General features: G+C 72.1%; 21 protein-coding genes. 10 read left to right on the forward strand and 11 right to left on the reverse strand.

Features of this window, described 5'->3' with window-relative positions; translation table 11 throughout:
- The first annotated feature begins 3 nt into the window (after positions 1-3).
- The 5 genes from ACZ466_RS26455 (at position 4) to ACZ466_RS26475 (ending at position 3,881) form a co-directional block, all read left to right on the forward strand.
- Complete coding sequence (locus ACZ466_RS26455) at positions 4-522, forward strand: flavoprotein (RefSeq protein ID WP_378288137.1); 519 nt, start codon at positions 4-6, stop codon at positions 520-522.
- 21 nt (positions 523-543) lie between these two features.
- Positions 544-1,761: a helix-turn-helix domain-containing protein gene (locus ACZ466_RS26460; protein WP_378288138.1), complete on the forward strand. Its 1,218-nt coding sequence runs from the start codon at positions 544-546 to the stop codon at positions 1,759-1,761.
- A 115-nt stretch (positions 1,762-1,876) separates the two neighbouring features.
- The gene (locus ACZ466_RS26465) at positions 1,877-2,290 is read left to right on the forward strand and encodes a hypothetical protein (RefSeq protein WP_378288139.1); all 414 of its coding nucleotides are present in this window, start codon (positions 1,877-1,879) and stop codon (positions 2,288-2,290) included.
- On the forward strand, positions 2,277-2,507 hold the full coding sequence (locus tag ACZ466_RS26470; RefSeq protein ID WP_378288140.1) for a hypothetical protein: 231 nt from the start codon (positions 2,277-2,279) through the stop codon (positions 2,505-2,507). Before ACZ466_RS26465 ends, ACZ466_RS26470 begins: the two co-directional genes overlap by 14 nt.
- Positions 2,508-3,401: 894 nt before the next feature.
- A complete protein-coding gene (locus tag ACZ466_RS26475) occupies positions 3,402-3,881 on the forward strand; it encodes a hypothetical protein (protein ID WP_378288141.1) in 480 nt (159 codons plus the stop codon).
- A gap of 38 nt (positions 3,882-3,919) precedes the next feature.
- Here ACZ466_RS26475 and ACZ466_RS26480 read toward each other — a convergent pair whose 3' ends face one another.
- The 3 genes from ACZ466_RS26480 to ACZ466_RS26490 all read right to left on the reverse strand — a co-directional run bounded on the left by ACZ466_RS26480 (position 3,920) and on the right by ACZ466_RS26490 (position 6,954).
- Positions 3,920-4,891: a methyltransferase gene (locus ACZ466_RS26480; RefSeq protein WP_417281733.1), complete on the reverse strand. Its 972-nt coding sequence runs from the start codon at positions 4,889-4,891 to the stop codon at positions 3,920-3,922.
- A 228-nt stretch (positions 4,892-5,119) separates the two neighbouring features.
- Positions 5,120-6,043, reverse strand: coding sequence for a saccharopine dehydrogenase family protein (locus ACZ466_RS26485; protein WP_378288143.1), 924 nt, complete (start codon positions 6,041-6,043; stop codon positions 5,120-5,122).
- Positions 6,040-6,954, reverse strand: coding sequence for an SRPBCC family protein (locus ACZ466_RS26490; RefSeq protein ID WP_378288144.1), 915 nt, complete (start codon positions 6,952-6,954; stop codon positions 6,040-6,042). Before ACZ466_RS26490 ends, ACZ466_RS26485 begins: the two co-directional genes overlap by 4 nt.
- A 70-nt stretch (positions 6,955-7,024) precedes the next feature.
- Between ACZ466_RS26490 and ACZ466_RS26495 the strand changes: the two genes are divergently transcribed.
- Together ACZ466_RS26495 and ACZ466_RS26500 are read left to right on the forward strand one after the other, a co-directional pair.
- Positions 7,025-7,681 (forward strand): TetR/AcrR family transcriptional regulator, encoded by a 657-nt coding sequence (locus ACZ466_RS26495; RefSeq protein ID WP_378288145.1) that lies wholly within the window; start codon positions 7,025-7,027, stop codon positions 7,679-7,681.
- Between the two features lie 78 nt (positions 7,682-7,759).
- Entirely contained in the window at positions 7,760-8,353 is a 594-nt protein-coding gene (locus tag ACZ466_RS26500; protein ID WP_378288146.1) for a DUF4291 domain-containing protein, read from the forward strand.
- 15 nt (positions 8,354-8,368) lie between these two features.
- On the opposite strand, the gene ACZ466_RS26505 is transcribed toward ACZ466_RS26500, so the two are convergent.
- From ACZ466_RS26505 to ACZ466_RS26515, 3 genes are all read right to left on the reverse strand, one after another.
- The gene (locus tag ACZ466_RS26505) at positions 8,369-9,421 is read right to left on the reverse strand and encodes a PH domain-containing protein (protein ID WP_378288147.1); all 1,053 of its coding nucleotides are present in this window, start codon (positions 9,419-9,421) and stop codon (positions 8,369-8,371) included.
- Positions 9,422-9,446: 25 nt separating this feature from the next.
- Positions 9,447-10,829, reverse strand: coding sequence for an FAD-binding oxidoreductase (locus ACZ466_RS26510; protein WP_378288148.1), 1,383 nt, complete (start codon positions 10,827-10,829; stop codon positions 9,447-9,449).
- A 125-nt stretch (positions 10,830-10,954) separates the two neighbouring features.
- Positions 10,955-11,902 carry an alcohol dehydrogenase catalytic domain-containing protein gene (locus ACZ466_RS26515; protein ID WP_378288149.1) on the reverse strand — a complete coding sequence of 316 codons (948 nt, stop codon included), beginning with the start codon at positions 11,900-11,902 and terminating at the stop codon, positions 10,955-10,957.
- Positions 11,903-11,986: 84 nt separating this feature from the next.
- Here ACZ466_RS26515 and ACZ466_RS26520 point away from each other — a divergent pair, with 84 nt between their 5' ends.
- Entirely contained in the window at positions 11,987-12,571 is a 585-nt protein-coding gene (locus ACZ466_RS26520) for a TetR/AcrR family transcriptional regulator (protein WP_378288150.1), read from the forward strand.
- 34 nt (positions 12,572-12,605) lie between these two features.
- Here the strand turns inward: ACZ466_RS26520 and ACZ466_RS26525 are convergent, their stop codons facing one another.
- Positions 12,606-13,115, reverse strand: a complete 510-nt coding sequence (locus tag ACZ466_RS26525; protein ID WP_378288151.1) for a GNAT family N-acetyltransferase — start codon at positions 13,113-13,115, stop codon at positions 12,606-12,608.
- 112 nt (positions 13,116-13,227) lie between these two features.
- Between ACZ466_RS26525 and ACZ466_RS26530 the strand changes: the two genes are divergently transcribed.
- Entirely contained in the window at positions 13,228-13,848 is a 621-nt protein-coding gene (locus ACZ466_RS26530) for an MFS transporter (RefSeq protein ID WP_378288152.1), read from the forward strand.
- Between the two features lie 372 nt (positions 13,849-14,220).
- On the opposite strand, the gene ACZ466_RS26535 is transcribed toward ACZ466_RS26530, so the two are convergent.
- The 4 genes from ACZ466_RS26535 to ACZ466_RS26550 all read right to left on the reverse strand — a co-directional run bounded on the left by ACZ466_RS26535 (position 14,221) and on the right by ACZ466_RS26550 (position 18,649).
- On the reverse strand, positions 14,221-14,367 hold the full coding sequence (locus tag ACZ466_RS26535) for a hypothetical protein (RefSeq protein WP_378288153.1): 147 nt from the start codon (positions 14,365-14,367) through the stop codon (positions 14,221-14,223).
- A gap of 41 nt (positions 14,368-14,408) precedes the next feature.
- Positions 14,409-15,353, reverse strand: coding sequence for an ABC transporter permease (locus tag ACZ466_RS26540; protein WP_378288154.1), 945 nt, complete (start codon positions 15,351-15,353; stop codon positions 14,409-14,411).
- A complete protein-coding gene (locus ACZ466_RS26545; RefSeq protein ID WP_378288155.1) occupies positions 15,350-17,923 on the reverse strand; it encodes a CocE/NonD family hydrolase in 2,574 nt (857 codons plus the stop codon). Before ACZ466_RS26545 ends, ACZ466_RS26540 begins: the two co-directional genes overlap by 4 nt.
- A 117-nt stretch (positions 17,924-18,040) precedes the next feature.
- Complete coding sequence (locus ACZ466_RS26550) at positions 18,041-18,649, reverse strand: TetR/AcrR family transcriptional regulator (protein WP_378288156.1); 609 nt, start codon at positions 18,647-18,649, stop codon at positions 18,041-18,043.
- 109 nt (positions 18,650-18,758) lie between these two features.
- Here ACZ466_RS26550 and ACZ466_RS26555 point away from each other — a divergent pair, with 109 nt between their 5' ends.
- Positions 18,759-21,425 carry an MFS transporter gene (locus tag ACZ466_RS26555; RefSeq protein ID WP_378288157.1) on the forward strand — a complete coding sequence of 889 codons (2,667 nt, stop codon included), beginning with the start codon at positions 18,759-18,761 and terminating at the stop codon, positions 21,423-21,425.
- Positions 21,426-21,452 lie beyond the last annotated feature (27 nt).

A 21,452-nucleotide genomic window follows, 5' to 3' on the forward strand; every position in this document is an offset into this window, starting at 1 on the left:
GGCGTGACCTCGCGAGGGGTCCTCTACTTCGTAGTCTGCGCCGCCCCGGCGGCGTATGACGCTGAGACGTTCACCCTGCTGGCGCGGGACGCGGGATGGCGGGTTTGCGTGATCGCCACCCCGATGGGCCTGCGGTTCGTCGATGCCGCCCATCTGGCGGAGGTGACAGGGCAACCGGTGCGGAGCGAGTTCCGCATGCCGAATGAGCCGAACGAGTTGCCTGGTGCTGACGCGGTGGTGGTCGCTCCGGCGACGTTCAACACGATCAACAAGTGGGCCGCGGGCTTCGCCGACACGTTCGCCGTGGGCCTGCTGTGTGAGCTGATGGGTTTCGGCGTGCCGATCGTGGCCGCACCCCTGCTCAAGGACGCTCTTGCCCGTCATCCGGCCTTCGCCCGCAGCGTCGAGACCCTACGCGGGGCAGGGGTGCGAGTGCTGTTCGATCCGGCTGCGCCTCCGAACGCGCGCATGCCACGCTGGGAGCGGATCCTCACAGAGCTGGACAGCACCCTCGACGGTTGACCTCCTGAAAGGACATGGGCCGTGGACGCTCGCGCGGAGATCGGACGTCGGATCGCTCGGCAGCGTCGGCGCCGCGGGCTGTCCCAAGTGGTGGTCGCGGGTCTGATCGGACGGTCGGAAAGCTGGCTGAGCCAAGTCGAACGCGGGCGGCGGTCGATCGACAGTCACTCGGTGCTCGTCCGCCTGGCCGAGGTGCTCGACGTGGACATTAACCAGCTCACCAGCGAAGACACGGGTGCTGACATGGCGAAGTACGAGGGATCGGCAACCATTCGGGAGGCGATGCTCCAGTACGAGACGCTTCCAGACGTGATCAATTCGCGTTCGGCCAATGACCAACGTCCCCGCCTGACCTGGCTTGGCCATGAGCTGAGGCGTACGAACCGGGCGTATCAGGCCACCCGCTACGACGAAGCGGGGCGGCTCTTGCCGGGATTGATCCTGGCAGCGGAACGGGCGTGCCGGAGCATGAAAGGTGATGAGAAGCGCGCGGCTTTCACCCTGTGCTCGCTGGTCTACCACTCGGCGACCATGACCCTGAACCGGGTCGGTGAGGCTGATCTTGCTTGGACGGCGGCGGACCGCTCCTTGTCGGCGGCTCAGATGGGTGATCGTCCCCTCCTGGCCGCAGTCAGCGCCTACCGGCTCGGGTACGTGCTGATCCGTCAGAAGCGCGCACGTGAGGCTGAGGACTTGGCCGTCCGCTCGCGCGATGCCCTTGCCGCGTCGGTGCGTCGGCCGTTCCCGCTTGTGCTCTCCGTCCAGGGTGGGCTCTGCCTCGTCGCGGTCACGGCGGCGGCCGCCCGGTTCGATCGCGCGGCCGTGGACAGGCATCTCGCTTCCGCGCGTGTGATCGCGGCCGAGCTCGGCGGTGATCGCAACGACTTCTGGTCGGCGTTCGGCCCGACCAACGTCCTCATCCATGAGGTGTCGGCGGCCGTCTCGTTCGGGGATGCCAAGCTCGCTCTCAAGCGCGGTGAGCCGTTGGACGTCGAACACCTCGGCCCTGGTCTACTCGGCCGTCGCGCACAGGTCTCCATCGACTTGGCGCGGGCCTACGCTCTCCAGCGTAAGGACGCGGCGGCCGTGAACACGCTGCTCAAGGCCGAGAGGCTTTCGCCTGAACTCGTCCGGTACGACGCTGGCACCAACGATCTGCTCACTGAACTGGTGCGTCGCGAGCATCAAGCCAGCACTCCGGAACTGCGTGGCTTGGCACAGCGCGCCGGGGTCGTGTAACCCGCACTGAAGTACGGGTTCTTTCCCTTCACACAGGTACGGGTCGCCAGCGTCCGGCGTTCCTAGGGTCACTCTCCACGCCCGAATCAGACACCGATGGTGAGCGGGAGAGTCCATGAGCATCGACACGACGACAACCGGTGGAGAGCAGGGACGCAGCGACGCCCCCCGACCTGCCTGGCAGGTTGCAGCGTTGGCGCTGGTCGCTGCGTTGGAGGGACGTGGCCTGGTCGCTGAGGCGTGGGGGCATGGTGTGGTGCGGGCCCGCAACCCGGCGGGGGATCCGGACACCGACGATCCGCGTGGGCAGGCGCTGAGTCCGCGTCTCCAGCAGGAGGTGGTGTGTCGTCCGCTGGGCGGGTCGCTGTGGTGGCTGTGGGCCTGGTCGGGGGCTGAGCGGAACTCGCCTGCGGAACTGGAGCCGCTGTGCCCGGTGTCGGAGGTGGAGACGGCGGCGGAGCGGATTGCGCGTGTGCTGGCGGTCCCGTTCGTGGAGGGGACGGACGGGGCGGCCGATGACCGGCCCTGAGGTGGTGTTGCCCGGCGTGCTGGACGGGCGGCCGGTGACCGACGTGATCCAGGAGCAGTTTCCCGGCGTGTGGGCCTGGTACGGGCAGGCAACCGGCTCGTGGTGGGCGCTCGTCCCGCTGCGGGATGGGCCTCGGCTGGTGGAAGCGATCAACCCCGGCGAACTGCGTTACGCGCTCAAGAAGCCTGCGGGCTGGCCCTGGCCCCGCTCAACCTGAGCGTCACGAGCGGGAGGAAGGGCGGCGGTTGGGCGACAAGGGCAAGCAAGGGACCCGGTGCGGTTCCTGTGGAGGGTCGGGCCGGATCAAGCACGTCAGGCATGCCAAGCATTCGGGGCACAGCAAGAAGGCGGCGCCTGCACGGACGGAATGGAGGACGTGCCCTCGATGCCGTGGACGCGGAATGCTGTGACTGTTGCCGGGTGGTTGAAGGCCACAGCGGATGATTCGAGGGCAACCCTGACCCGTACCGCAGGACCGTTCACGGTCCGAGGAACGGAAGCAGGGGCGGCAGCGCGAGCCCCCAACCCCTCGTATCGCGGTATCCGGGCGGCGAGTGACTTGAACCCCAACCCGCCGTCCGTGACCGCGTGAGGGCCGCGGCTTCCCCGTTCAACTACCGGGAAGGGGCCGGTCGATGGCCGTAGGGCACCCCGGAGGGGCGACCGCAGGAGTCAGCCGGCGCCGTGGGCACCTTCCAGCCCGAACGGCATCCCGCGTAGAAGCCGCTGCCCGGCACCTTGCGTGCGGACGTTCGTTCGGGCTGGACCCCGACCCGGTGCGGTGCGGCACGTGCGGGCCGTCCACGGTCCCGGCCTGCGGTGGGCGGGCCGGGACCGTGGACGCACAGACCCCCCGCGCCGCTATAGGTGACCAGTTGTTCGGTGGTTCATGTCCCACGGGCACCGCACCTGCGGACGGCTGACAGCCCTGGCTCCACCGCGCGGTCGATGTCGGTAGGTTTGAGCCGCTCGACTGAGTTTGCGGGTGTCGGGTGCTAACTTGCCGAGCACATTCTTAGTTGGCGAACTTCAGTTCTTTTGGGGTTACATGGCGAGGCATCCTGGGCGGCACCGGCCTCTCCTGCCCGACGGGAGTCGCGCCGGCCGGCGGATGGGCCTGGAAGCGTTCCCCGAACTCGCGTCATTGTCGCGCGGCCTGAGCCCGGAAGAACGCTCGACGATCGGCATGCTCGACCTGCAACGCCTCAAGGTCGAGCAATCCGGAGTCGGCACTGCCACCGCCGCGCAGATGACCGAGCCGCTCTATGGCGTCTTCGCCTGCCTGCGCACGTGGTGCCTGTTGATCCGGCGCATGGAGCAGGGCTGGCCGCGTACGGATTACTACATGGTCTACGAGTATCTCAACGACCTGACGGTACGTGACGCGATCGAGGAATATCTCGATACGATGCCGACCGGGCTCAAGGAGAAGGTGCGTCGCGTCGTCGCCCGCCTTGACGGCCGGTATTCGGCCGTGACCGTGGACGACGGAGGAGCAGAACTCGCCGGCTACTGGCGTCCTCTGGCCGAGGGCCGGGAGTGCCGTTGGTGGTGGACCCGAAAGCCTCAAGAGCTCCCGCCGGGATGGTGATCGGTCATACACGTCGATCACTCGGTCACAGGGTGGTTCTAGGACGGGACGGCCTCCAGGCGTGTGAAACCGAGGTTTCCCAGCGGGCCGGTGGCCGACTCCAGGGTGAAGCCGGCCTTGGCGAACAGGTCACGATACTCGGCCTCGGTGCGCTCGCGGCCGCCGGTCAGCACGAGCATGAGCAGGTCGGCCAGCAGGGCCCGCTTGTGGTCTTCCGTGACGATGTCGGGGACGAGCCGCTCGAACACCAGCAGCCGGCCGCCCGGCTCGATCACCTCCCGGATGTTGCGCAGGATCTTCAGTGCCTTCTCGTCGTCCCAGTCGTGCAGCACGAGCTTCAGCACGTAGGCGTCCGCGCCTTCCGGCACCGACTGGAAGAAGCTGCCGGAGACGACGGTGCCCCGGTCGGCGACACCGGCGGCCTCGAGGGTCGCCGCCGCCTCGGACACTCCGGTCGGCATGTCGAACACCACGCCCTTCACCTTCGGCGCGGCCCGCAGGATCTCGGCGACGAACGTGCCATTGCCGCCGCCCACGTCGACCACCGTGCGCAATGGCGAGAAGTCGTACCCGGCGATGATCCCGCGGGCCGTGTCGCGGGTCATCTGCCCCATCGCGCCGTTCAGCTTCTCGGCCTCCTCGGGGTGCTCGGCGAGGTATTCGAACGCCTGCTTTCCGTAGTTGTGCTCGAACGCCGTCTCGCCCGTGCGCAGGCTGTGCAGGACGTCACCCCACGACGACCACGGCCCGGCGGAGCACAGGAACATGACGACACTGCGGACCGTGTCGGGCGCGTCCTTGCGAAGGTGACCGCCCAGCTCGGTGAGCTCGAACCGGTCGGGCGCGGTCTGGGTCAGCAGGCCCAGCGACACGAGGCCGCGCAACAGCCTCAGAAGCGACGGTCCATGCGTCCTGGTCTCGGCGGCCAGCTCCTCACTGGACCGCGGCCCCGATGCCAGCAGCTCGACGAGCCCGAGCTCGGCGGCGGCGTGGAGGATCTGAGCGGGCATGTATCCCCATGCGACGTCGGCGAGAGGTGATCGCGCCATTTCATGGCCCCTTCGCAATCGATGCGTCTACGGCGCCCCGAAAAAAGATCGGCAGCCCCCGAAGCATCCCCTGCGACGAAATAGTGGTCAATGGACGCACAAAATGACGTGGAGAAGAGTGTATTGGCGCACAACTCAAGGGCCCGTACTGTGCACGCGGTACAGCACGCCCGCGGCTCGGCGGGTGCCTCACCTCTCTGGTGCGAGCTCGATTCCCTGGCCGGAGGGCAGGTCGCGGAGTGTGAGCACGTGGTGGAGATGGTGTGTTCCAGGTGGCAGCCCGGCCGCCGTGCGGGCGGCGAGCGCCGTCATGACCGCCGTGCCGTGGGACTGGTTGCGGCCTCGGGCCCATCGTGTGGTGCCGTCGTGGCCTCGGGCCAGGATGAGCCAGTCGTCGCCGCCCGGCAGGTGCAGACCGCGCGGAGCGCGGGAAGCGCCGGGAATCCAGGTCAGTACGGCCAGCGCCGCGCTCGCCGGCTGTGAGTCGAGCCCGAAGTAGGTCCGCACCCTCGCGTCCAGGTCCCGGCTGAGCGTGTGCTGGTCGGAGAAGTCCAGCCGGTGGAGTCGCCGGCGGCCGTGCCCGGGCAGGTCGAAGAGCGCGGGCCGGGTGAAGTTGCGGATCGTGGTGCCGTGGGCGTGGAAACGCCGTCCGAGCAACCGGTAGGTCCACTCGGTCGACGCGGCGCCGTGCCGCTCGCCGGCCCCGAGCAGGACCGCCAGGTCGACCGGGCCGGGTGCGCTCTCGTGCACGGCGGTGGCGAGCAGGTTGGTCAGCCCGGGAGCGAGACCGACACTGACGAGCACCGGCCGCGGCGGGTCCAGCCGTTCCAGTGCGGCGACATAGGAGGCCGTTGCCGTGATGTCGACGAACGCGACCCCTCGCGTCGCCGCGAGCTCTGCCAGCCGCGGGTCCTCCACGCCCGAGGCGTTGACCACGACGTCGATTCCGGCCAACGCGGCAAGGTAGGACCCGGTCTCGGTCAGGTCGACGGGCCGGTCGGCGCGGGCGGCGTCGCGGCCGGCCACGACCGCGGTGTCCCCGCCCTGCCGGAGCCGCGCCACGACCTCGCGGCCGACCGCACCGTAGCCGCCCAGCACCAGCGCCGCGGTCATGCCCGCCCCGCCTCGGATCGCTCGGCGGCGAGCGCCAGTGCCGCCAGGGTCGCCTCCATGCCGGCGCGGTTGTGGCCGGTGCGATCCGTCACGCCCGAGATCACCCACGAGAGCGGGAGCATCCAGGCCGGTCGCAGATCCGTCCACGTCTCGGCGACCCGGCAACCCGCGCCTCGGGCCTCGAAGGTGTACAGCCAGCGCGAGAACGGCCGCCGGCCGAGGCGGACCTCGAACCCGAACCGCCGCCCGTGCTCGGCGGCGACGACCGTGCACGTCGTGGACCAGCGGCGCCGGCCCTGCCGGTTCGTCCCCCGGAAACGGGCACCGACGGCCGGACCGGTCGCCGGAGGAAGCCATCGGCACCGGACCGTCTCCGGGCTCCAGCGCGCCATCCCGCTCACCTCGCCGACCAGCTCGTACAACGCCTCCGGGGGCGCGGCGATGGTCCGCTCGACCACGACGGTGGGCCGCTCGGCCGTCGCGCCCCTGTTCCTGGATGCACGGACACCCGCGACCCCTGCCACGACGCCGGCGCCGATCTCGGCGACCGCGGTCACCCACGAGTACCAGCTCACACCCGTGTGCGGCGGCGAGACGAAACTGTCGCTGTAGCCATGCCACACCGACGGCAGGGCGTGGGCGTAGACGAACAGGGCCGCGCTGCCGAACCCGGCGGCGGCCGCCGCTTCCGGTGCCCGCCGCCGGCGCGTCAGCACCATGGCCATCGCGATGAGGACGAACCCGGCCTGGATGTAGCCACCGACGATGACCGGTGCGGGCGAGGCCGCCATGCCCCGGACGACCATGTGGTCGATGCCGTGCGCGCCCACGCCCAGCGCCAGCACCACCGTGACCCACCGCAGGAGCCGGTCGGCTCCCGGTGCGCCGTGCCGCTCGATCCGTTCTCTCATCGAGGATCACCCGTCCCCTCAAGGCGACAATATGTCCATACCGTGGCACGATATGAACATATTGTCTAGGGTGGTGCGTGTGGACCCGCAGTCGCTGTTTCCCTTCCGAGCGGACCCCGCCGAGCCGTCGACGGTGGACCGGATTCGTGACGCCGCCCTGAGGTGCTTCGCGACCCGCGGTGTCTCCGGCACCTCACTGCGCGCGGTCGCCGAGGCCGCGGACGTGTCCATCGGGTTGGTGCAGCATCACTTCGGCACCAAGGCCCGCCTGGTCTCGGCCGTCGAAGACCATGTCCTGCGGGTCGTCGGCGAGGCGGTCGCCTCCACGCCGCTGCCCGCGCCGCCGGAGGACTCGCTCGCCGAACTCGGCCACCGCGTCACCTCGATCATGACCGACCACCCCGAGGTGGTCGGCTACGTGGGCCGCGCCATGGTCGACGGCGACGCGATCGCCTCCGTGATCTTCGACGGCCTCGTCACCGTCAGCGCCGCCCAATGGGACCAGCTCGCCGACCACGGCCTGCTCTCACCCGGGACCGACCGCACCTGGGCCGTGCTGAATCCACTCATCCTCGTCATCGGCACCGTCATCCTCCGCGCCCAGATCGACCGCCATCTGCCCGAGCCGCTCGCCACCGGCGACCAGCTGCGACGCTGGGACGACTCGGTCGCCGCCCTGCTGCGCAGGGGCCTCCTGCGCCACGACCCGGATGGCGCGCCCGACTGACGCGCACAAGCTTCCCGCGGTCCAAGAGGCTCGAAAATGATTGGCCGACCGGAATCGGTCGGCTTCACTATCGACGCCATGGAAGAACCACGACACCGGATCCGCGCTCTCCATACGGCGTCCACGATCACCGTCTACCAGGCGTACGCCCCGGACATCGGGCTGCCCGCGGCGCGCGAGGGCCGCTTCCCCGCGGCATGGAAGCGGGATCGGATGACGTGGATCAAGCCGTCGTTCCTGTGGATGATGTACCGCTGCGGCTGGGGCGCCAAGACGGGACAGGAGACCGTCCTCGCCGTCGAGATCACCCGTGACGGCTTCGAGTGGGCACTGCGCCACTCATGCCTCTCGCACTACGTGCGCGGATTGCACCCGGATCGCGGCACCTGGCAGCGTCAGGTCAAGCGCGCACCGGCCCGCGTCCAGTGGGACCCCGAGCGCGATCTGCACCTGCGGACCCTGCCGTACCGCTCCCTGCAACTCGGGCTCTCCGGTGAGGCCGTCCGGCGTTACGCGGACGAGTGGATCGTCTCCATCAGCGATGTGACACCACTCGCCCACGAGATCCACGCGCTCGTCAGGGATCGTGACCTGGACTCCGCGACCCGGCTGCTGCCGCGGGAGAGCCCGTACCCGTCCGGAGACGATCTCCTGGCACACCTTGGGGGATGACCGCGCGGTGAGTGGTCATTCGAAGGGGATGCCGTCCAGGGCGGCGCGGGTCAGGCGGATGGTCTCCTCGGTGGCGGGGGTGGTCGGGGCCGTTCCGTAGTACTCGACGGTGATGTGGATGTTGTTCTTGCGCGCCGACACCCCGACCGTGGTCCTGACGTCGCCCACGTTCTTGATCGTCAGGCAGGCGTCGTCTCCGATGCCCGGGAGTCTCGCCGGGCATGACCGCTTGGCGTAGGAGTCGCGCAGGCGTTCGGTGGCGCCGCCGTCGAGGCCGAGGCCGCGTTCCTCCAGGACGAGGGCGATGCTCAGCGTGGGGAACGGGTCGGCTGTTCTGAACGAGCACAGGCTGGCGCGCTCGGGACGGCCCGGCGGGACGGACTTGGGGGGTCTGGCGTTCGGGACCAGGCGGGCGACGGTCGCCTTGTCGGCGACCGAGCAGGCGGTCGGCAGGGCGACGGCTTCCTCCCGGCCCGGCCACCAGGCCTGGGTCCAGGGGCTCGCGAGGTAGAGCGTCAGCACCGAGACGCCCGTGAGGACCGCCAGCGTCATGGTGTGCGAGAGGGATGTGACGCGGCGGGCGCCCGGCTGGACGGGCTGGGAGGCGACGCGGGGGCGGTGCGTCCCGGCTCTGGCGTAGATCGGTTCGAGCCGGGCCGCGAGTGAGCGTTCGCGAGCGAACATGCTGGGCGCGGGGGCGGGCAGGATCAGCCGACCGCCCCCGCGCCTGACCAGGACCAGCACGAAGCCCATGCCGAGCGCTCCGCCGGTGAAGGAGATCCGCTCGATCTCGTCCCACGGGATGTGCTGCTCGGTGCCGCCTTTCGTTCGGGTCACCCCTGACGCGTCGACGGTCGTGCGGCCGCGGCTGCCGGACAGGGTGATGATCCCCGGGCCGAGCGCGATGGCGATGCTCAGCGGCAGGTAGAGGGGCGAGAGCAGGACGAGCATGCCCCGGTCGGTGATGATCAGGCCGACGTTGACCAGGACGTAGATGAGGACGACGAGGATCAGGTGCCGGTATGAGGGCCGAAGTGCGAGCGGTTCCTCCTGGTCTGGGGTGATCATGGCCCTGCAGCTTAGAGGACCTCGGTCAGGCGGGCTCGATGTTCTGGTTGAGGTGGAAGACGTTCTCCGGGTCGTACCGGGCCTTGACCTCCGACAGGCGGCGGTGGTTGTCGGCGCCGACGCCCGCGATGACGCGGTCGCGGCCCTCGTTGCCGATGAAGTTCAGGTAGACCGCGCCGATCGACCAGGGGCGCATGTCGCGGATGGTGCCGCGGGCCCAGGCGATGGCGCGTTCGTCGTCCTCGGCGTTCTCCCACAGGCCCAGCGGGTGGACGACCCAGGGCGCCGAGCGCCACGGGACGGGGTAGTCGGTGCCGCCGTCGGCGACCGCGCCGCCCAGGGGCAGCAGGATGTGCTGGGACGCCGACGGGACGACCATGTCCGCGGCGCGGGCGGCGAACCGGTCCAGGGCCTCGTCCGGGAGGGCGCCGATGTGCTCGGCCGACCAGTAGTTCCGGAAGCCGGGCGGGTCGTCGAGCATGCACTGGAAGTCGGCGTAGGGCATCTCGGCGACGAGGCCGCCGGTGTACTCCAGGCCCGTCATCGGCGCGAGCGCGTCGTCGGCCTCGGGGCCCGTGCCCGCGTAGACGGCGAGGATGGCGAGCGCCTGCCGTCCCACCAGGTCCTCGGGAACGAACGGCTCGGGCGGCGCGGTGAGGTAGATGGCGGCGCCGCCGACCTGGTCGGGCGCCGAGTCGATGAAGGCGCGGTAGTCGGTGAGCACGTCGCGGGCGGCGGCGGGCGGCCACAGCAGGAGGGCGACGGTGACCTTGGAGAGCGGGTGGAGCCGCAGCGTGAGGGCGGTCGCCACGCCGAAGTTGCCTCCGCCGCCGTGCAGGGCCCAGAACAGGTCGGGGTTCTCCTCCTCGCCGGCGTGGACGATCTCGCCGTCGGCCGTGACGAGTTCGACGTCGAGCAGGTTGTCGCAGACCAGGCCCCAGAGGCGTTCGAGCCAGCCGGAGCCGCCGCCGAGGGTGAGGCCGGCGACGCCCGTGGTGGAGACGCGGCCGCCGGTGGTGGCCAGGCCGTGCGGTTCGGTGGCCCGGTCCAGGTCGCTCATGAGGGCGCCGCCGGAGACGCGGGCGGTGCGGGCGGCGGGGTCGACGGTCACAGTGCTCATGCGGCGCAGGTCGATGACGAGGCCGCCGTCGGTGATGCCCTTGCCGGCGACGCCGTGGCCGCCGCCGCGCACGGCGATCTCCAGGCCGAGCGACCGGCCGACCTCGATGGCGCGGGCGACGTCGCCGGCGGTGGCGCACTGGGCGATCACCGCCGGACGCCGGTCGATCATGGAGTTGAAGATGGTCCGCGCGTCTTCGTAGCCGGGGTCGTCCGGCAGGAGGGCGATGCCGGAGAGGCCGGGGCGCAGGCGCGCGGCGGCCTCGTCCTGGATGCGGGTGGAGGTCATGTGCGTCCCTCTCGCTGGAAGGCGGGGGCCGCCGATGCGCGGGGACGACGGCCCGGTGGTCGGCCGTACCAGGGGGATTAAGACGCCATTCTTCTCCTTTTGGGGATGCCTGAAAAGGGGGCGGGTTACGGGACGAGGATGTGTTTGCCGACCGAGGTGCGGGATTCGATGGCCTCATGGGCGGCGGCGGCCTCGGCCAGGGGGCGCACGGAGCCCACGATGGGGTCCAGGACGCCCTCGGCGGCGAGCGCGAAGGCCCGGTCGCGCAGCGGGACGAGCCGTTCGGGCGGCAGGAGGGCGCTGGCGAACCCCAGGATCGACAGCGCGCGCAGGTAGACGGTCTCGGAGCCGATCTCGTGCGGGCGGTCGGTGATGCGGCCGTACATGACCAGCCGGCCGGTGACGGGCTGGAGGAGGCCGAGGGCGGCGCGGGTGAAGGGCCCGCCCAGCGAGTCGAGGACCGCGTGGACGGGGCCGGCGTCCTCCAGGGTGTCGGGCGTGACGGCCACGCGGGCGCCGAGTTCGAGGGCGGTTTCGGCCTTCTGGCCGTCGTCGACGACGGCGGCGACGGTGGCCCCGGCGTGCGCGGCGAGCTGGACCAGGAGGCTGCCGACCCCGCCGGTGGCGGCCGTGACCAGGACGGTCTCGCCGGGCGCGAGGGCGGCCCGGTCGAGGATGCCGACCGCGGTCGTGCCCTGGGTGAGGACGGCGAGGGCCTTGTGCTCGTCCAGGTCCGGTGCGGGGACCAGGGCCTCGGCGGGGGAGACGAACAGTTCGGCGTAGCCGCCTCCGGTGGGGGAGAGCGCGAGGACGCGGCGGCCGAGCAGGGCGGGGTCGGCACCGGGGCCGACGGCGGTGACGGTGCCGGCGACCTCGTGCCCGGCGGTGAACGGGAGGGGCAGGTCGGGAGCCCAGGCGCGGAGGGCGCCGGAGCGGAGCTGGAGGTCGGAGAAGTTGACGCCGGCCGCGACGACCTCGATCAGCGCCTCGCCGGGGCCGGGCTCGGGGTCGGGCACCTGGTCGAGGGTGAGGGTCGCGGGTGGGCCGTAGTCGTGGAAGCGTACAGCGCGCATGGAATCCTCCTTTAGCGGACCGGCGGTCCGGTTACGGGGGATAGAATACGGACCATCGGTCCGTTTATGTCAGGGGAGGGCCGGTTGGCACACCGGGAAAGGGCCGACGCCGCGCGCAACCGGCGCGCGATCCTGCTGGCCGCACACCGCCTCATCTGCGAGAACGGCATCGACCAGGTGTCCATGAGCGACATCGCCGCCGAGGCCGGGGTGGGCAAGGGCACCCTGTTCCGCCGGTTCGGCGACCGCGCGGGCCTGGTCAACGCGCTGTTCGAGCAGCTCACCGAGGACTGGGAGCCGGACGCGCTCGCCGCCCTCGCCGACTCCGGAACCGACCCGGCCGGGCGCGCCGTCGCCTTCCTGGCCGGGCTGTTCGACCGGATCACCGTCCCGGGACGGCCGCTGCTGCGCGCGATGGGCAACCACGCGACCCCCGACCGCATGCGCCGCTACCGGACGTGGCAGTCCGCGCTCGCCGCCGTGATCGCGGAGGCCCGGCCCGGCCTGCCCGAGGAGGAGACCGCGTTCACCGCCCACGTCCTGCTCGGCACGCTCCGCGCCGACTTCGTCGACCTGCTCTCCGGCGGCGGGATGACGGTCGAGGAGATCCGGACCCGCATCCTCGCCCACGCCGACCGCGTGATCAGAAGCGGGCCGTCCGGCGGGTGAGCGGCGGCGCGCCGCCGCCCGCCCGCCGGAGCCCCTAGTCGTTCGCGGCGGGGCGGCGCTGCCCGTAGACGTGCACGGACCGGCCGCGGTACTCCTCGTCCCGCAGGTGGCGGTGGCCGAGGCGCTCGGCGACGGCGATCGAACGGCCGTTGCGCGGCAGGATGAGCGAGACGACCTCCTCGGCGTCCAGCGCGCTGAAGCAGTAGGCGATCGCCGCGCGGCCCGCCTCGGTCGCGTACCCCTTGCCCCAGTGCTCGCGGGCCAGGCACCAGCCCACGCCCAGGCCCGGGAAGCCGAGCGGGCTCCACGGGCCGGCCCGGCCGGCGAACCGGCCCGTCTCCTTCTCGATCACGGCCCAGTGGGAGAAGCCCCGGATCTCGTGGTGGCCGATGAACGTGGCGAGGCTGCGCCAGGCGTCCTCCGGGGTCCGGCCCACCGGCTCGGCCAGGCCGCCGGCGACCTCGGAGTCGGCGAGCATCGCCGCGTAGTCGTCGAAATCGGCCCCGCACAGCGGGCGCAGGATCAGGCGTTCGGTCTCCAGCATGGTCGCATTGTCACCGACTTTCCGCCCAGTGGAAGTTTTCGCAGGTCAGTCGGTGAAATCGGGCCGAACATGGGCGGACACCCGCTGTGACCCAGCGCACTGGAGGCCGCCGATGGCGACCCGAACCCCACCCGCCCGTGCATGGGTGCTCCCGCTCTGCTGGGCCGCCGTCCTGCTGGACGGCTTCGACCTCGTCGTGCTCGGGACCGTCCTGCCCGTGCTGCTGCGCGAGAACGTCTGGGACCTCACCCCCGGCACCGCGTCCGCGGTGACCACCGCCGGCCTGGTAGGCATGACCGTCGGGGCGCTCACGATCGGCGCGATCACCGACGTGATCGGCCGCCGCAAGGCCCTGATCATCGCCGTGGCCTCGTTCTCGGCGTTCACCGCGCTGTGCGCGCTGGCGCCCTCGGCGGCGGTGTTCGGGCTGCTCCGGTTCCTGGCCGGGCTGGGCCTGGGCGGCTGCCTGCCCACCGCGATCACCCTGGTCGGCGAGTACGCCCGGCGCGGCCGGTCCGGCACCGCCACCACCACGATCATGACCGGGTACCACGTCGGCGCGGTGGTGACCGCGCTGCTGGGGATCTCGGTCATCCCGGCGCTGGGCTGGCGCGCCATGTTCGTGATCGGCGCCGCGCCCGCGCCTGATCCAGGGCCTCTCCAACGGCCGCAGGGCCTCTCCACGGCGTGTGGAGAGGCCCTGCGCTCGGTTTTTTCCCGCGGGAGGCGGTGAGCCTTTTGTCAGTACGGCAGAAGACGGCCCGTGGGGGTCCGGAGATCGAGCGGGCTCGGTTGCCGTGGCGGTTTCGGACGTTTGACGAGCTGCTGCCGTGCCATGGTGATCATCTCCCCCGTCGGGCCGGGTGTTAACCCGCCGATCGAGCCGATGTCGCGGTCATTTCGTCCGACGCGAACACCGGGCGAAAGGTTCGCCGAGCATATGCCACCACCTCTGCCGGTTCGACCGATTTTCGGGGCGATGATTTGACGGTGCGTACCGATCCGATTGCGCAGTGTCAGGAAAGTCGGGCCGGTTTTTCCCGAGGCCGAATCCGGCCAGCGGAGCGACGCGCCGCCACGCCCGTGGCCGGAGCGGCGGGCGCGGTCAGCGGGCGTCGAATTCGGCGACGGCCTTCTTCGGGGCCAGTTGCCAGCCCTTGGACAACCGGAAGGTCACCATTCCCCAGCTGACCTTCTCCGCCGCGCCGGGCAGCCCCAGCGCGATCTCCCGTACCGTCTCCGCGTCGCTCATCGCCCCAGAATGCCGCCCGGCGGCCGCCGGGGAAAGCACCGTCAGGAAACCACGTCGCGGGCCCGGAAGCGGCGGAAGGCCAGCGCGAACAGAATCGCCGAATACGCCAGTGAGATCGCCGCCCCCTTGGCCATGCCGGTCCACTGGATCTGCGGTTGCAGCGCGTCCATCCACGCCCACATCCAGTGGCTGGGCAGGAACTCGCGCCAGCCGCCCAGCGCCGTCACCGCGTCCAGGATGTTCGACACGATCACCAGCCCGACCGCGCCGCCGACCGCGCCCAGCGGCGAGTCCGTCGTCACCGACAGCAGGAACGCCAGCGCCGCCACCACCAGCTGCCCGACCAGCGCGTACCCGACGATGATCGCCATCCGGCCGAGCGCGGTGCCGGTCGGGACGGTCCCGCCGGTCGGCAGCTCCACCGGCGACCACCCGAACGCGACCGTGCCCGCCACCAGCGACATCAGCGGCAGCGTCAGCACCGCCGCCGTCGAGTACCCGAGCGCGACGACCAGCTTCTGTCGCAGCAGCCGGGCCCGCGGCACCGGCGCCGCCAGCAGGTAGCGCAGCGACGACCAGCCCGCCTCGCTGGCCACGGTGTCGCCGCAGAACAGCGCGACCGCCACCACCAGCAGGAAGCCGGTCGACACGAACAGCGTGAACAGGGCGAAGTTCATCGCCCCGGAGGTGGCCACGTCCACCAGGCTCGGCATGCCGTCCGGGCCGGTCTGGTCCCCGCCGATCTGGAACGCCGCCACCAGCACCCACGGCAGCGCCAGCAGGATCCCGAACGCGACCAGCGTGCGGCGGCGCCGGAACTGGCGGACGACCTCCACCCGCAGCGGCAGCGTGCGCCGCACCCGGTAGGCCGCCGAGCCGCCCCCGTCGCCGGGGCCGCCCGAGCCCGCGGCGGCCGCCCCGTCCCTCCGGGCGGCGCCCCCGGCCCCGTCCGCGTCCAGCGTCGTGACCTCTTCTCGGGTGCTCATGTGGAATCCCCCGTACCGATGATCTCCAGGAAGGCGTCCTCCAGCCGGCGGCCGGAGCCGACGATCTCCGCGACCGGGCCGGCGGCGACCCGCCGCCCGCGCGACATCACGACCGCGTGCGTGCACGTCTGCTCGACCTCGGCGAGCAGGTGGCTGGAGACGATGACGGTGCGCCCGGCCGCCGCGTACCGCACCAGCACCTCGCGCATCTCGCGGATCTGGGGCGGGTCCAGGCCGTTGGTGGGCTCGTCCAGCACCAGCAGGTCGGGCAGGCCCAGCATGGCCTGGGCGATCGCCAGCCGCTGCCGCATGCCCTGGGAGTAGGTGCGGACCGCGCGGTCGAGGGCGGAGCCGAGATCGGCGATCTCCAGCGCCTCCTCCAGGTGCGCCTCCCCGGCGGGACGCCCGGTGGCCCGCCAGTACAGGTCCAGGTTGTCGCGGCCGGACAGGTGCGGCAGGAACCCCGGGCCCTCGACGAACGAGCCGAGCCGCGACAGGACCGGCGCCCCGGCCGTCACCCGGTGCCCGAAGATCCGGATCTCGCCCGCGTCCGGGTGGATGAGGCCCATGAGCATCCGCAGCGTGGTCGTCTTACCGGCGCCGTTCGGCCCGAGCAGCCCCAGGACCTGCCCCTTCTCGACGCGGAACGACAGGTCGGACACGGCCAGATGGCCGTTCTTGTACGCCTTGGTCAGCCCGTCGATCTGCAGCGGCACCGCGGCCAGCTCGGGATCGAAGGCGTCCTTGCGGCCCGGGGCGGCGGCGCCGCGCCGGCCGCGCCCGGTGACCAGCAGCCCCGCGGCGATGGCCAGCGCGACCAGCGGCAGGCCCCACACCCAGGACGGGATGGGCGCCGGGTCGGCGCGCAGCGCGGGCACGGTCGGCACCGACAGCCCCGACACCGCCGCCACCTTGTACGAGGCGGGCGCGGCCGGCGTGGCGAACCCCATGTCGGTCGTCGACAGCACGAGCCGGAGCCGGTGGCCACTGTCGAACCGGTAGTCCATGGCCGGCAGCGTCACCGCGACCTCGCGCCCCCCGGCGGCGTCCTGGACGCGGATCGGGGCGGCGATGCGGCGCGCGGGCACGCCCTGCCGGGCGCCGGGACCCACGTCGTACAGCTTGGCGAAGAGCGGCACGTCGCCCTCGCCCGTCACGCGCACCCGCACGGTCGCGGCCCCGGTCAGCCGGAGCGGCTCGCGCAGCGGCGCGGTGTCGAACGTGGCGGACTGCCCCGGCATGTCGACCGGCAGCTGCCCCTCGGCCGCGCCGCCCGCGCCCAGGTCGCCGAGGCCGCCGAGGGCGCCCAGGCCCGGCAGCGCGGAGATGGACGCCGGGGTGCCGCCCGCCGGGTTGTGGACGGTCTGCTCGCGCCCCGACAGCGGCAGCGTGCGCGGCGCGGCGTTCAGGCCCGGGTAGGCGCCCGCCTTCGCCGGCTCCACCACGACCTCCTGCGTGGAGGAGTCGATGCCGCCCGCGCGGGTCACGGTGAACGGGGCGGCGCGCTCCTCGTCCGAGGCGGGTTCGCGGTCGCGCAGCCGCTGGTCGAACCAGCCGCGCACGAGCCCGCGGATCCGGTCGGTCTCGGGGGCGCCGCCGTCGTGGCCGCCCTGGAACCACACGACCGAGACCGGGGTGCCGTTGCCGGCGATGGCGCGGGCGTTGGCGTCGGCGTGGTCGAGCGGGAACAGCGAGTCCGCCTGCCCCTGCACGATCAGCGCGGGCGCCTTGATCCGCCCGGCGACCTGGGACGGGCTGGACCGCCGCAGCATCTCGATCGCCTGGGGAGTGGGCCGTCCCGTCTCCGCGATCTCCTGGTACATCGAGCAGATCTCGGGGAGGAAGCGCCCGCAGGCCGACGACTGGGCCGCGGGGCCCTCACCGGCGCCACCGGTGAAGAAGAGCCCGGCCCACAGCTTCTTGAACACGCCCTTGTCGGCGCCCTGGCCCGTCCCGTTGGGGAAGAGGGCGTCGGCGAGGTCGTTCCAGGTGATCTGGGGCGCGATGGCGTCGACGCGCGGATCGTGCCCGGCGGTGAGGAGCGCGATGGCGCCGCCGTACGACTCGCCCGCCATGCCGACCCGCGGGTCGCCGGGCCCGTCCAGGCGCACGTCGGGACGCTTGGCCAGCCAGTCGATGAGCTGCCGGACGTCCTTGACCTCGTAGTCGGGCGAGTTGAGCGCGATCTCGCCGGTGGAGCGGCCGAAGCCGCGCGCCGACCAGGTCAGCACGCCGTAGCCGTTCCGGGCCAGTTCCTCGGCCTCCTGCCGGACGTCGTCCTTGGAGCCGCCGAACCCGTGCCCGAGCAGCACCGCGGGCGCCCTGCCGCCGCCGGCCGGGCGGTAGAAGGTGGTGTCCAACGTCACACGCTGGTCGTTCTTCGGCCCGTCGACCACCTCGATGCGGTGCGCCTGCGCCCGGACGGCGGGCTCGCCGCCCGCGGCCACGCCCCACACCAGGCCGCCGCCGCCCGCGAGGACCACCGCGGCCCCGGCCGCCGCCGTCCAGCGCGTGGCGGTACGGGCCGAACCCCACCTTTCACGGAGCCGTCGCGCTCCCCCCAGCCTCATGCGGAAAGCCTATGTGCCGTGGGGGACGGGACCCTCCGACCCTGAGTCGATCTCGGCTGCGCCCGGTGCCGTACGCGGCGCCGCGCGATTACACCCGGCGGCGTACGGCGGGCGGGATCAGCGGAGGGGCGCCAGGGCGGCCTCGAACATCGCGGCGATCCGGGCGGTCAGCGTCTCGGGGTCGGCGGCGCGGAGGTCCTCGACGCCGAGCGCGCGCCGGATGGGGCCGCCGCCCATGATTATCGTCACAGCGAGCAGCGCGCGGACCCGCGGATCGGGCCCCGACAACTGGTCCATGAGCGGTTGGACGATGAGCCGTTCCGTCTGCTCGTTGAGGATCCGCCGGACCTCGTCGCTGCCCACCGAACGGTCGAGCATGCGGGGCACGGGAGAGGCGGGCCCGCGGTGCGCCTGCCGGACGAAGTGCCGGGCCAGCCGGAGGGGGAGCGGCTCGGTGTCGTCGACGCCGGCGATGACCCGCTGGATGACGTACTCACCCTCCAGGACCTCGGCGAACAGCGCGGCCTTGGAGCCGAAGTAGCGGTGCACGAGGGCCACGTTGGCGTCCGCGGCGGCGGCGATCATCCGTACCGTGACGCCGTCGTAGCCGTGCTCGCCGAACAGGTCGCGGGCGGCCTCCAGCAGGCGCCGGCGGGTGGCCTCCCGGTCCCGCTTGGGACGGGGTCTGGCCTCCGGGGCCTCCGTACGCTCCAGTCGATCCAGCACCGGTTCCCTATCCTCCGCGCGTGTATGTCCTGGTTTGCAAGTAAACGCCTGACTACATAGGATATATGCAAAACACAGGTAATGGATACCCAAAAGTACGGGGGCGGGAGTGGTTCGAGCGAGTGCGGCGGCACCGCTGGTCAAGGAGGCGGCGCCGGCGGAACAGGCCGGGCCGCGGTACACGCACCGGCAGATCCTGGAGATCCTGTCGGGCCTCATGATGGCCATGCTGACCGCGATGATCTCCACCTCGGTGGTCAGCACCGCCCTGCCGACCATCGTCGGCGACCTCGGCGGCCAGGACCAGCTCTCCTGGGTGGCCAGCGCCTCGCTGCTCACCATGACCGCCTCCACCCCGCTGTGGGGCAAGCTCTCGGACCTGTTCGGCCGCAAGCTGATGTTCCAGAGCGCACTGCTGATCTTCGTGGTCGCCTCGGTGGCGGCCGGGCTCTCCCAGGGCATCGGCCAGCTGATCGCGGCCCGCGCCGTCCAGGGACTGGGCGTCGGCGGGCTGTCCTCGCTGGCCCAGGTGATCATCGGCGATGTGGTGGAGCCCCGCCAGCGCGGCCGCTACGCCGGCTACATGGGCGCCGTCTTCGGCGTCGCCACCGTCACCGGACCGCTGCTCGGCGGGTTCATCGTCGACGCCGACGCGCTCGGCTGGCGCTGGTGCTTCTACGTCTGCATCCCGCTCGCCGTCGTCGCCTTCCTGGTCATCCAGCGGGTGCTCAAGCTGCCGAAGGTCAAGCGCGACACCCGGCTGGACGTCTTCGGCGCGGTCACCATCACCGGCGCCGCCAGCGTGGTGATGCTGCTGCTGTCGCTGGGCGGCAAGGAGTTCGACTGGAACTCCACCTGGACCTACGGGCTGGCCGGCGGCGCGCTCGTGCTGCTGATCCTGGCCGTCGTCGCCGAACGCCGCGCGACCGAGCCCATCCTGCCGCCCCGGCTCTTCCGCAACTCCACCTTCCTGCTGGCCGCCTTCGGCTCGCTGTGCATGGCCATCGCCATGTTCGGCGCGATGATCTACCTCCCGCAGTTCTTCCAGATCGTCAAGGGCATGAGCCCCACCGCCTCCGGGCTGATGACGCTGCCGCTGGTCATCGGGATGCTCGTGACCTCCACCGTCTCCGGGCAGATCGTCAGCCGCACCGGCCGCTGGAAGATCTTCCCCGTGATCGGGATGGTCTGCGTCACCGTGGCGCTGTTCCTGCTGTCCCGGCTGCACACCGACTCCAGCGAGGTCTACATCGGCGTGGCCGTCGCCGTGCTCGGCGTCGGGCTCGGCCTCACCCTCCAGATCCTCATCCTGGCCGCGCAGAACGCCGCCGCCACCAAGGACCTGGCCGCCACCACCTCCGGCGTCTCCTTCTTCCGCAACCTCGGCGGCACCATGGGCGTGGCCGCCTACGGCGCGATCCTGTCCAACGCGCTGACGACCGAGCTGAACGACAGGCTCGCCGCCGCGCACGTCCGGCCGCCCTCCGGGACGGCCGGGGTGCTGGGTTCCCCGGAGCAGATCCACCGGCTGCCCGAGCCGTTCCACGGCATCGTGCTGGAGTCGTTCACCGGGGCCCTGGAGATGGTCTTCCTCGTCGGCATCCCGATCGCCGCCGCCGGTCTCCTCGCCGTGATCGCGCTGAAGGAGCTGCCGCTGCGCGGCGGCCCCGCGGAGGTCGCCGCGGAGACCGGGAACGTTGCAGGGACCGTCGCGGAGACCGCCACCGCGGCCGCCGCCGGGGCACCGGCCGTCCCGGCCCCGCAGGAACCCGTCACGGCGAGCCCGACCGGTTCGGGAGGACGGCACGCCCGCCCGCCCCGGCACGAAGCCCGCCAGGAGCAGAACCTCGTCGCGGTGGGAGCGCCGACCGCGTCCGCCGGGGAGCACACCTTCCCGGACGGCCTCGCCGGTGCCGCCCAGGCGGGCTCTCCCTCCGCGAGCGCCGTCTCCGCGGACGCCGCGTCCGCGAGCGCCGTCCCGTCCGGGGCCCCGTCACCGAACGGCGCCGGGGACGGCAGGCCGCAGATCCGCGGCCGCGTCACCGGCGGCGACGGAGACCCGGTCGCCTCGGCCACCCTCACCCTGATCGACGTGGGCGGGCAGCAGCTCGGCCGCGCGTTCACCCGCGAGGACGGCCGCTACGCCCTCGGCGTCCCCGGGCCCGGCACCTACGTGCTCATCGCCGCGACCGGCGAGCACGAGCCGCAGGCCGCCACGCTCGTCGTCGGCGACCGGACCGTGGACTTCGACCTGGCGCTGGCCGCCAACGGCGGGCTCGCGGGAACGGTCCGGGGCGCCCAGGGCGACCCGATCGAGGGCGCCATGGTCGTCGTCACCGACGTCCGCGGCGAGGTCGTCGGGACCTGCCGGACCGGCAACGACGGCGCCTACCTGTTCAAGGACCTGGTGTCGGGCGCCTACACCCTCGCGGTCAGCGCCGCCGCGCACCGGCCGGTCGCCGTCCAGGCGGAGATCGTCGGCAACGGCCGCACCCGCCAGGACGTGGAACTGCCGCCCGGCGCCCGCGTCCGCGGCACCATCCGCACCACCGGCGGCGCCCCGCTCGCCGACGCCCGCGTCACGCTGGTCGACGCGGCCGGCAACGTCGTCGCCATGGCCGTCACCGGCCCCGACGGCGAGTACGCCTTCGCCGACCTGGTCGGCGGCCAGTACACCGTGATCGCCTCCGGCTACCCGCCGGTCGCCACCGCGGTGTCGCTGTCGGGCGCCGGCCAGGACCAGCACGACGTGACGCTCGGCCACCCCGGCGACTGAGCGCGCGAGCGCCGTTCCCGAGCGCCC

It is taken from the genome of Actinomadura rugatobispora, assembly GCF_055379765.1.

Coding starts and splice junctions, on each gene's coding strand:
- ACZ466_RS26465 (WP_378288139.1), top strand. CDS start 1,877: ATGAGCATCGACACGACGACAACCGGTGGAGAGCAGGGACGCAGCGAC.
- ACZ466_RS26470 (WP_378288140.1), top strand. CDS start 2,277: ATGACCGGCCCTGAGGTGGTGTTGCCCGGCGTGCTGGACGGGCGGCCG.
- ACZ466_RS26475 (WP_378288141.1), top strand. CDS start 3,402: ATGGGCCTGGAAGCGTTCCCCGAACTCGCGTCATTGTCGCGCGGCCTG.
- ACZ466_RS26480 (WP_417281733.1), bottom strand. CDS start 4,891: ATGCCCGCTCAGATCCTCCACGCCGCCGCCGAGCTCGGGCTCGTCGAG.
- ACZ466_RS26485 (WP_378288143.1), bottom strand. CDS start 6,043: ATGACCGCGGCGCTGGTGCTGGGCGGCTACGGTGCGGTCGGCCGCGAG.
- ACZ466_RS26490 (WP_378288144.1), bottom strand. CDS start 6,954: ATGAGAGAACGGATCGAGCGGCACGGCGCACCGGGAGCCGACCGGCTC.
- ACZ466_RS26500 (WP_378288146.1), top strand. CDS start 7,760: ATGGAAGAACCACGACACCGGATCCGCGCTCTCCATACGGCGTCCACG.
- ACZ466_RS26505 (WP_378288147.1), bottom strand. CDS start 9,421: ATGATCACCCCAGACCAGGAGGAACCGCTCGCACTTCGGCCCTCATAC.
- ACZ466_RS26510 (WP_378288148.1), bottom strand. CDS start 10,829: ATGACCTCCACCCGCATCCAGGACGAGGCCGCCGCGCGCCTGCGCCCC.
- ACZ466_RS26515 (WP_378288149.1), bottom strand. CDS start 11,902: ATGCGCGCTGTACGCTTCCACGACTACGGCCCACCCGCGACCCTCACC.
- ACZ466_RS26525 (WP_378288151.1), bottom strand. CDS start 13,115: ATGCTGGAGACCGAACGCCTGATCCTGCGCCCGCTGTGCGGGGCCGAT.
- ACZ466_RS26530 (WP_378288152.1), top strand. CDS start 13,228: ATGGCGACCCGAACCCCACCCGCCCGTGCATGGGTGCTCCCGCTCTGC.
- ACZ466_RS26535 (WP_378288153.1), bottom strand. CDS start 14,367: ATGAGCGACGCGGAGACGGTACGGGAGATCGCGCTGGGGCTGCCCGGC.
- ACZ466_RS26540 (WP_378288154.1), bottom strand. CDS start 15,353: ATGAGCACCCGAGAAGAGGTCACGACGCTGGACGCGGACGGGGCCGGG.
- ACZ466_RS26545 (WP_378288155.1), bottom strand. CDS start 17,923: ATGAGGCTGGGGGGAGCGCGACGGCTCCGTGAAAGGTGGGGTTCGGCC.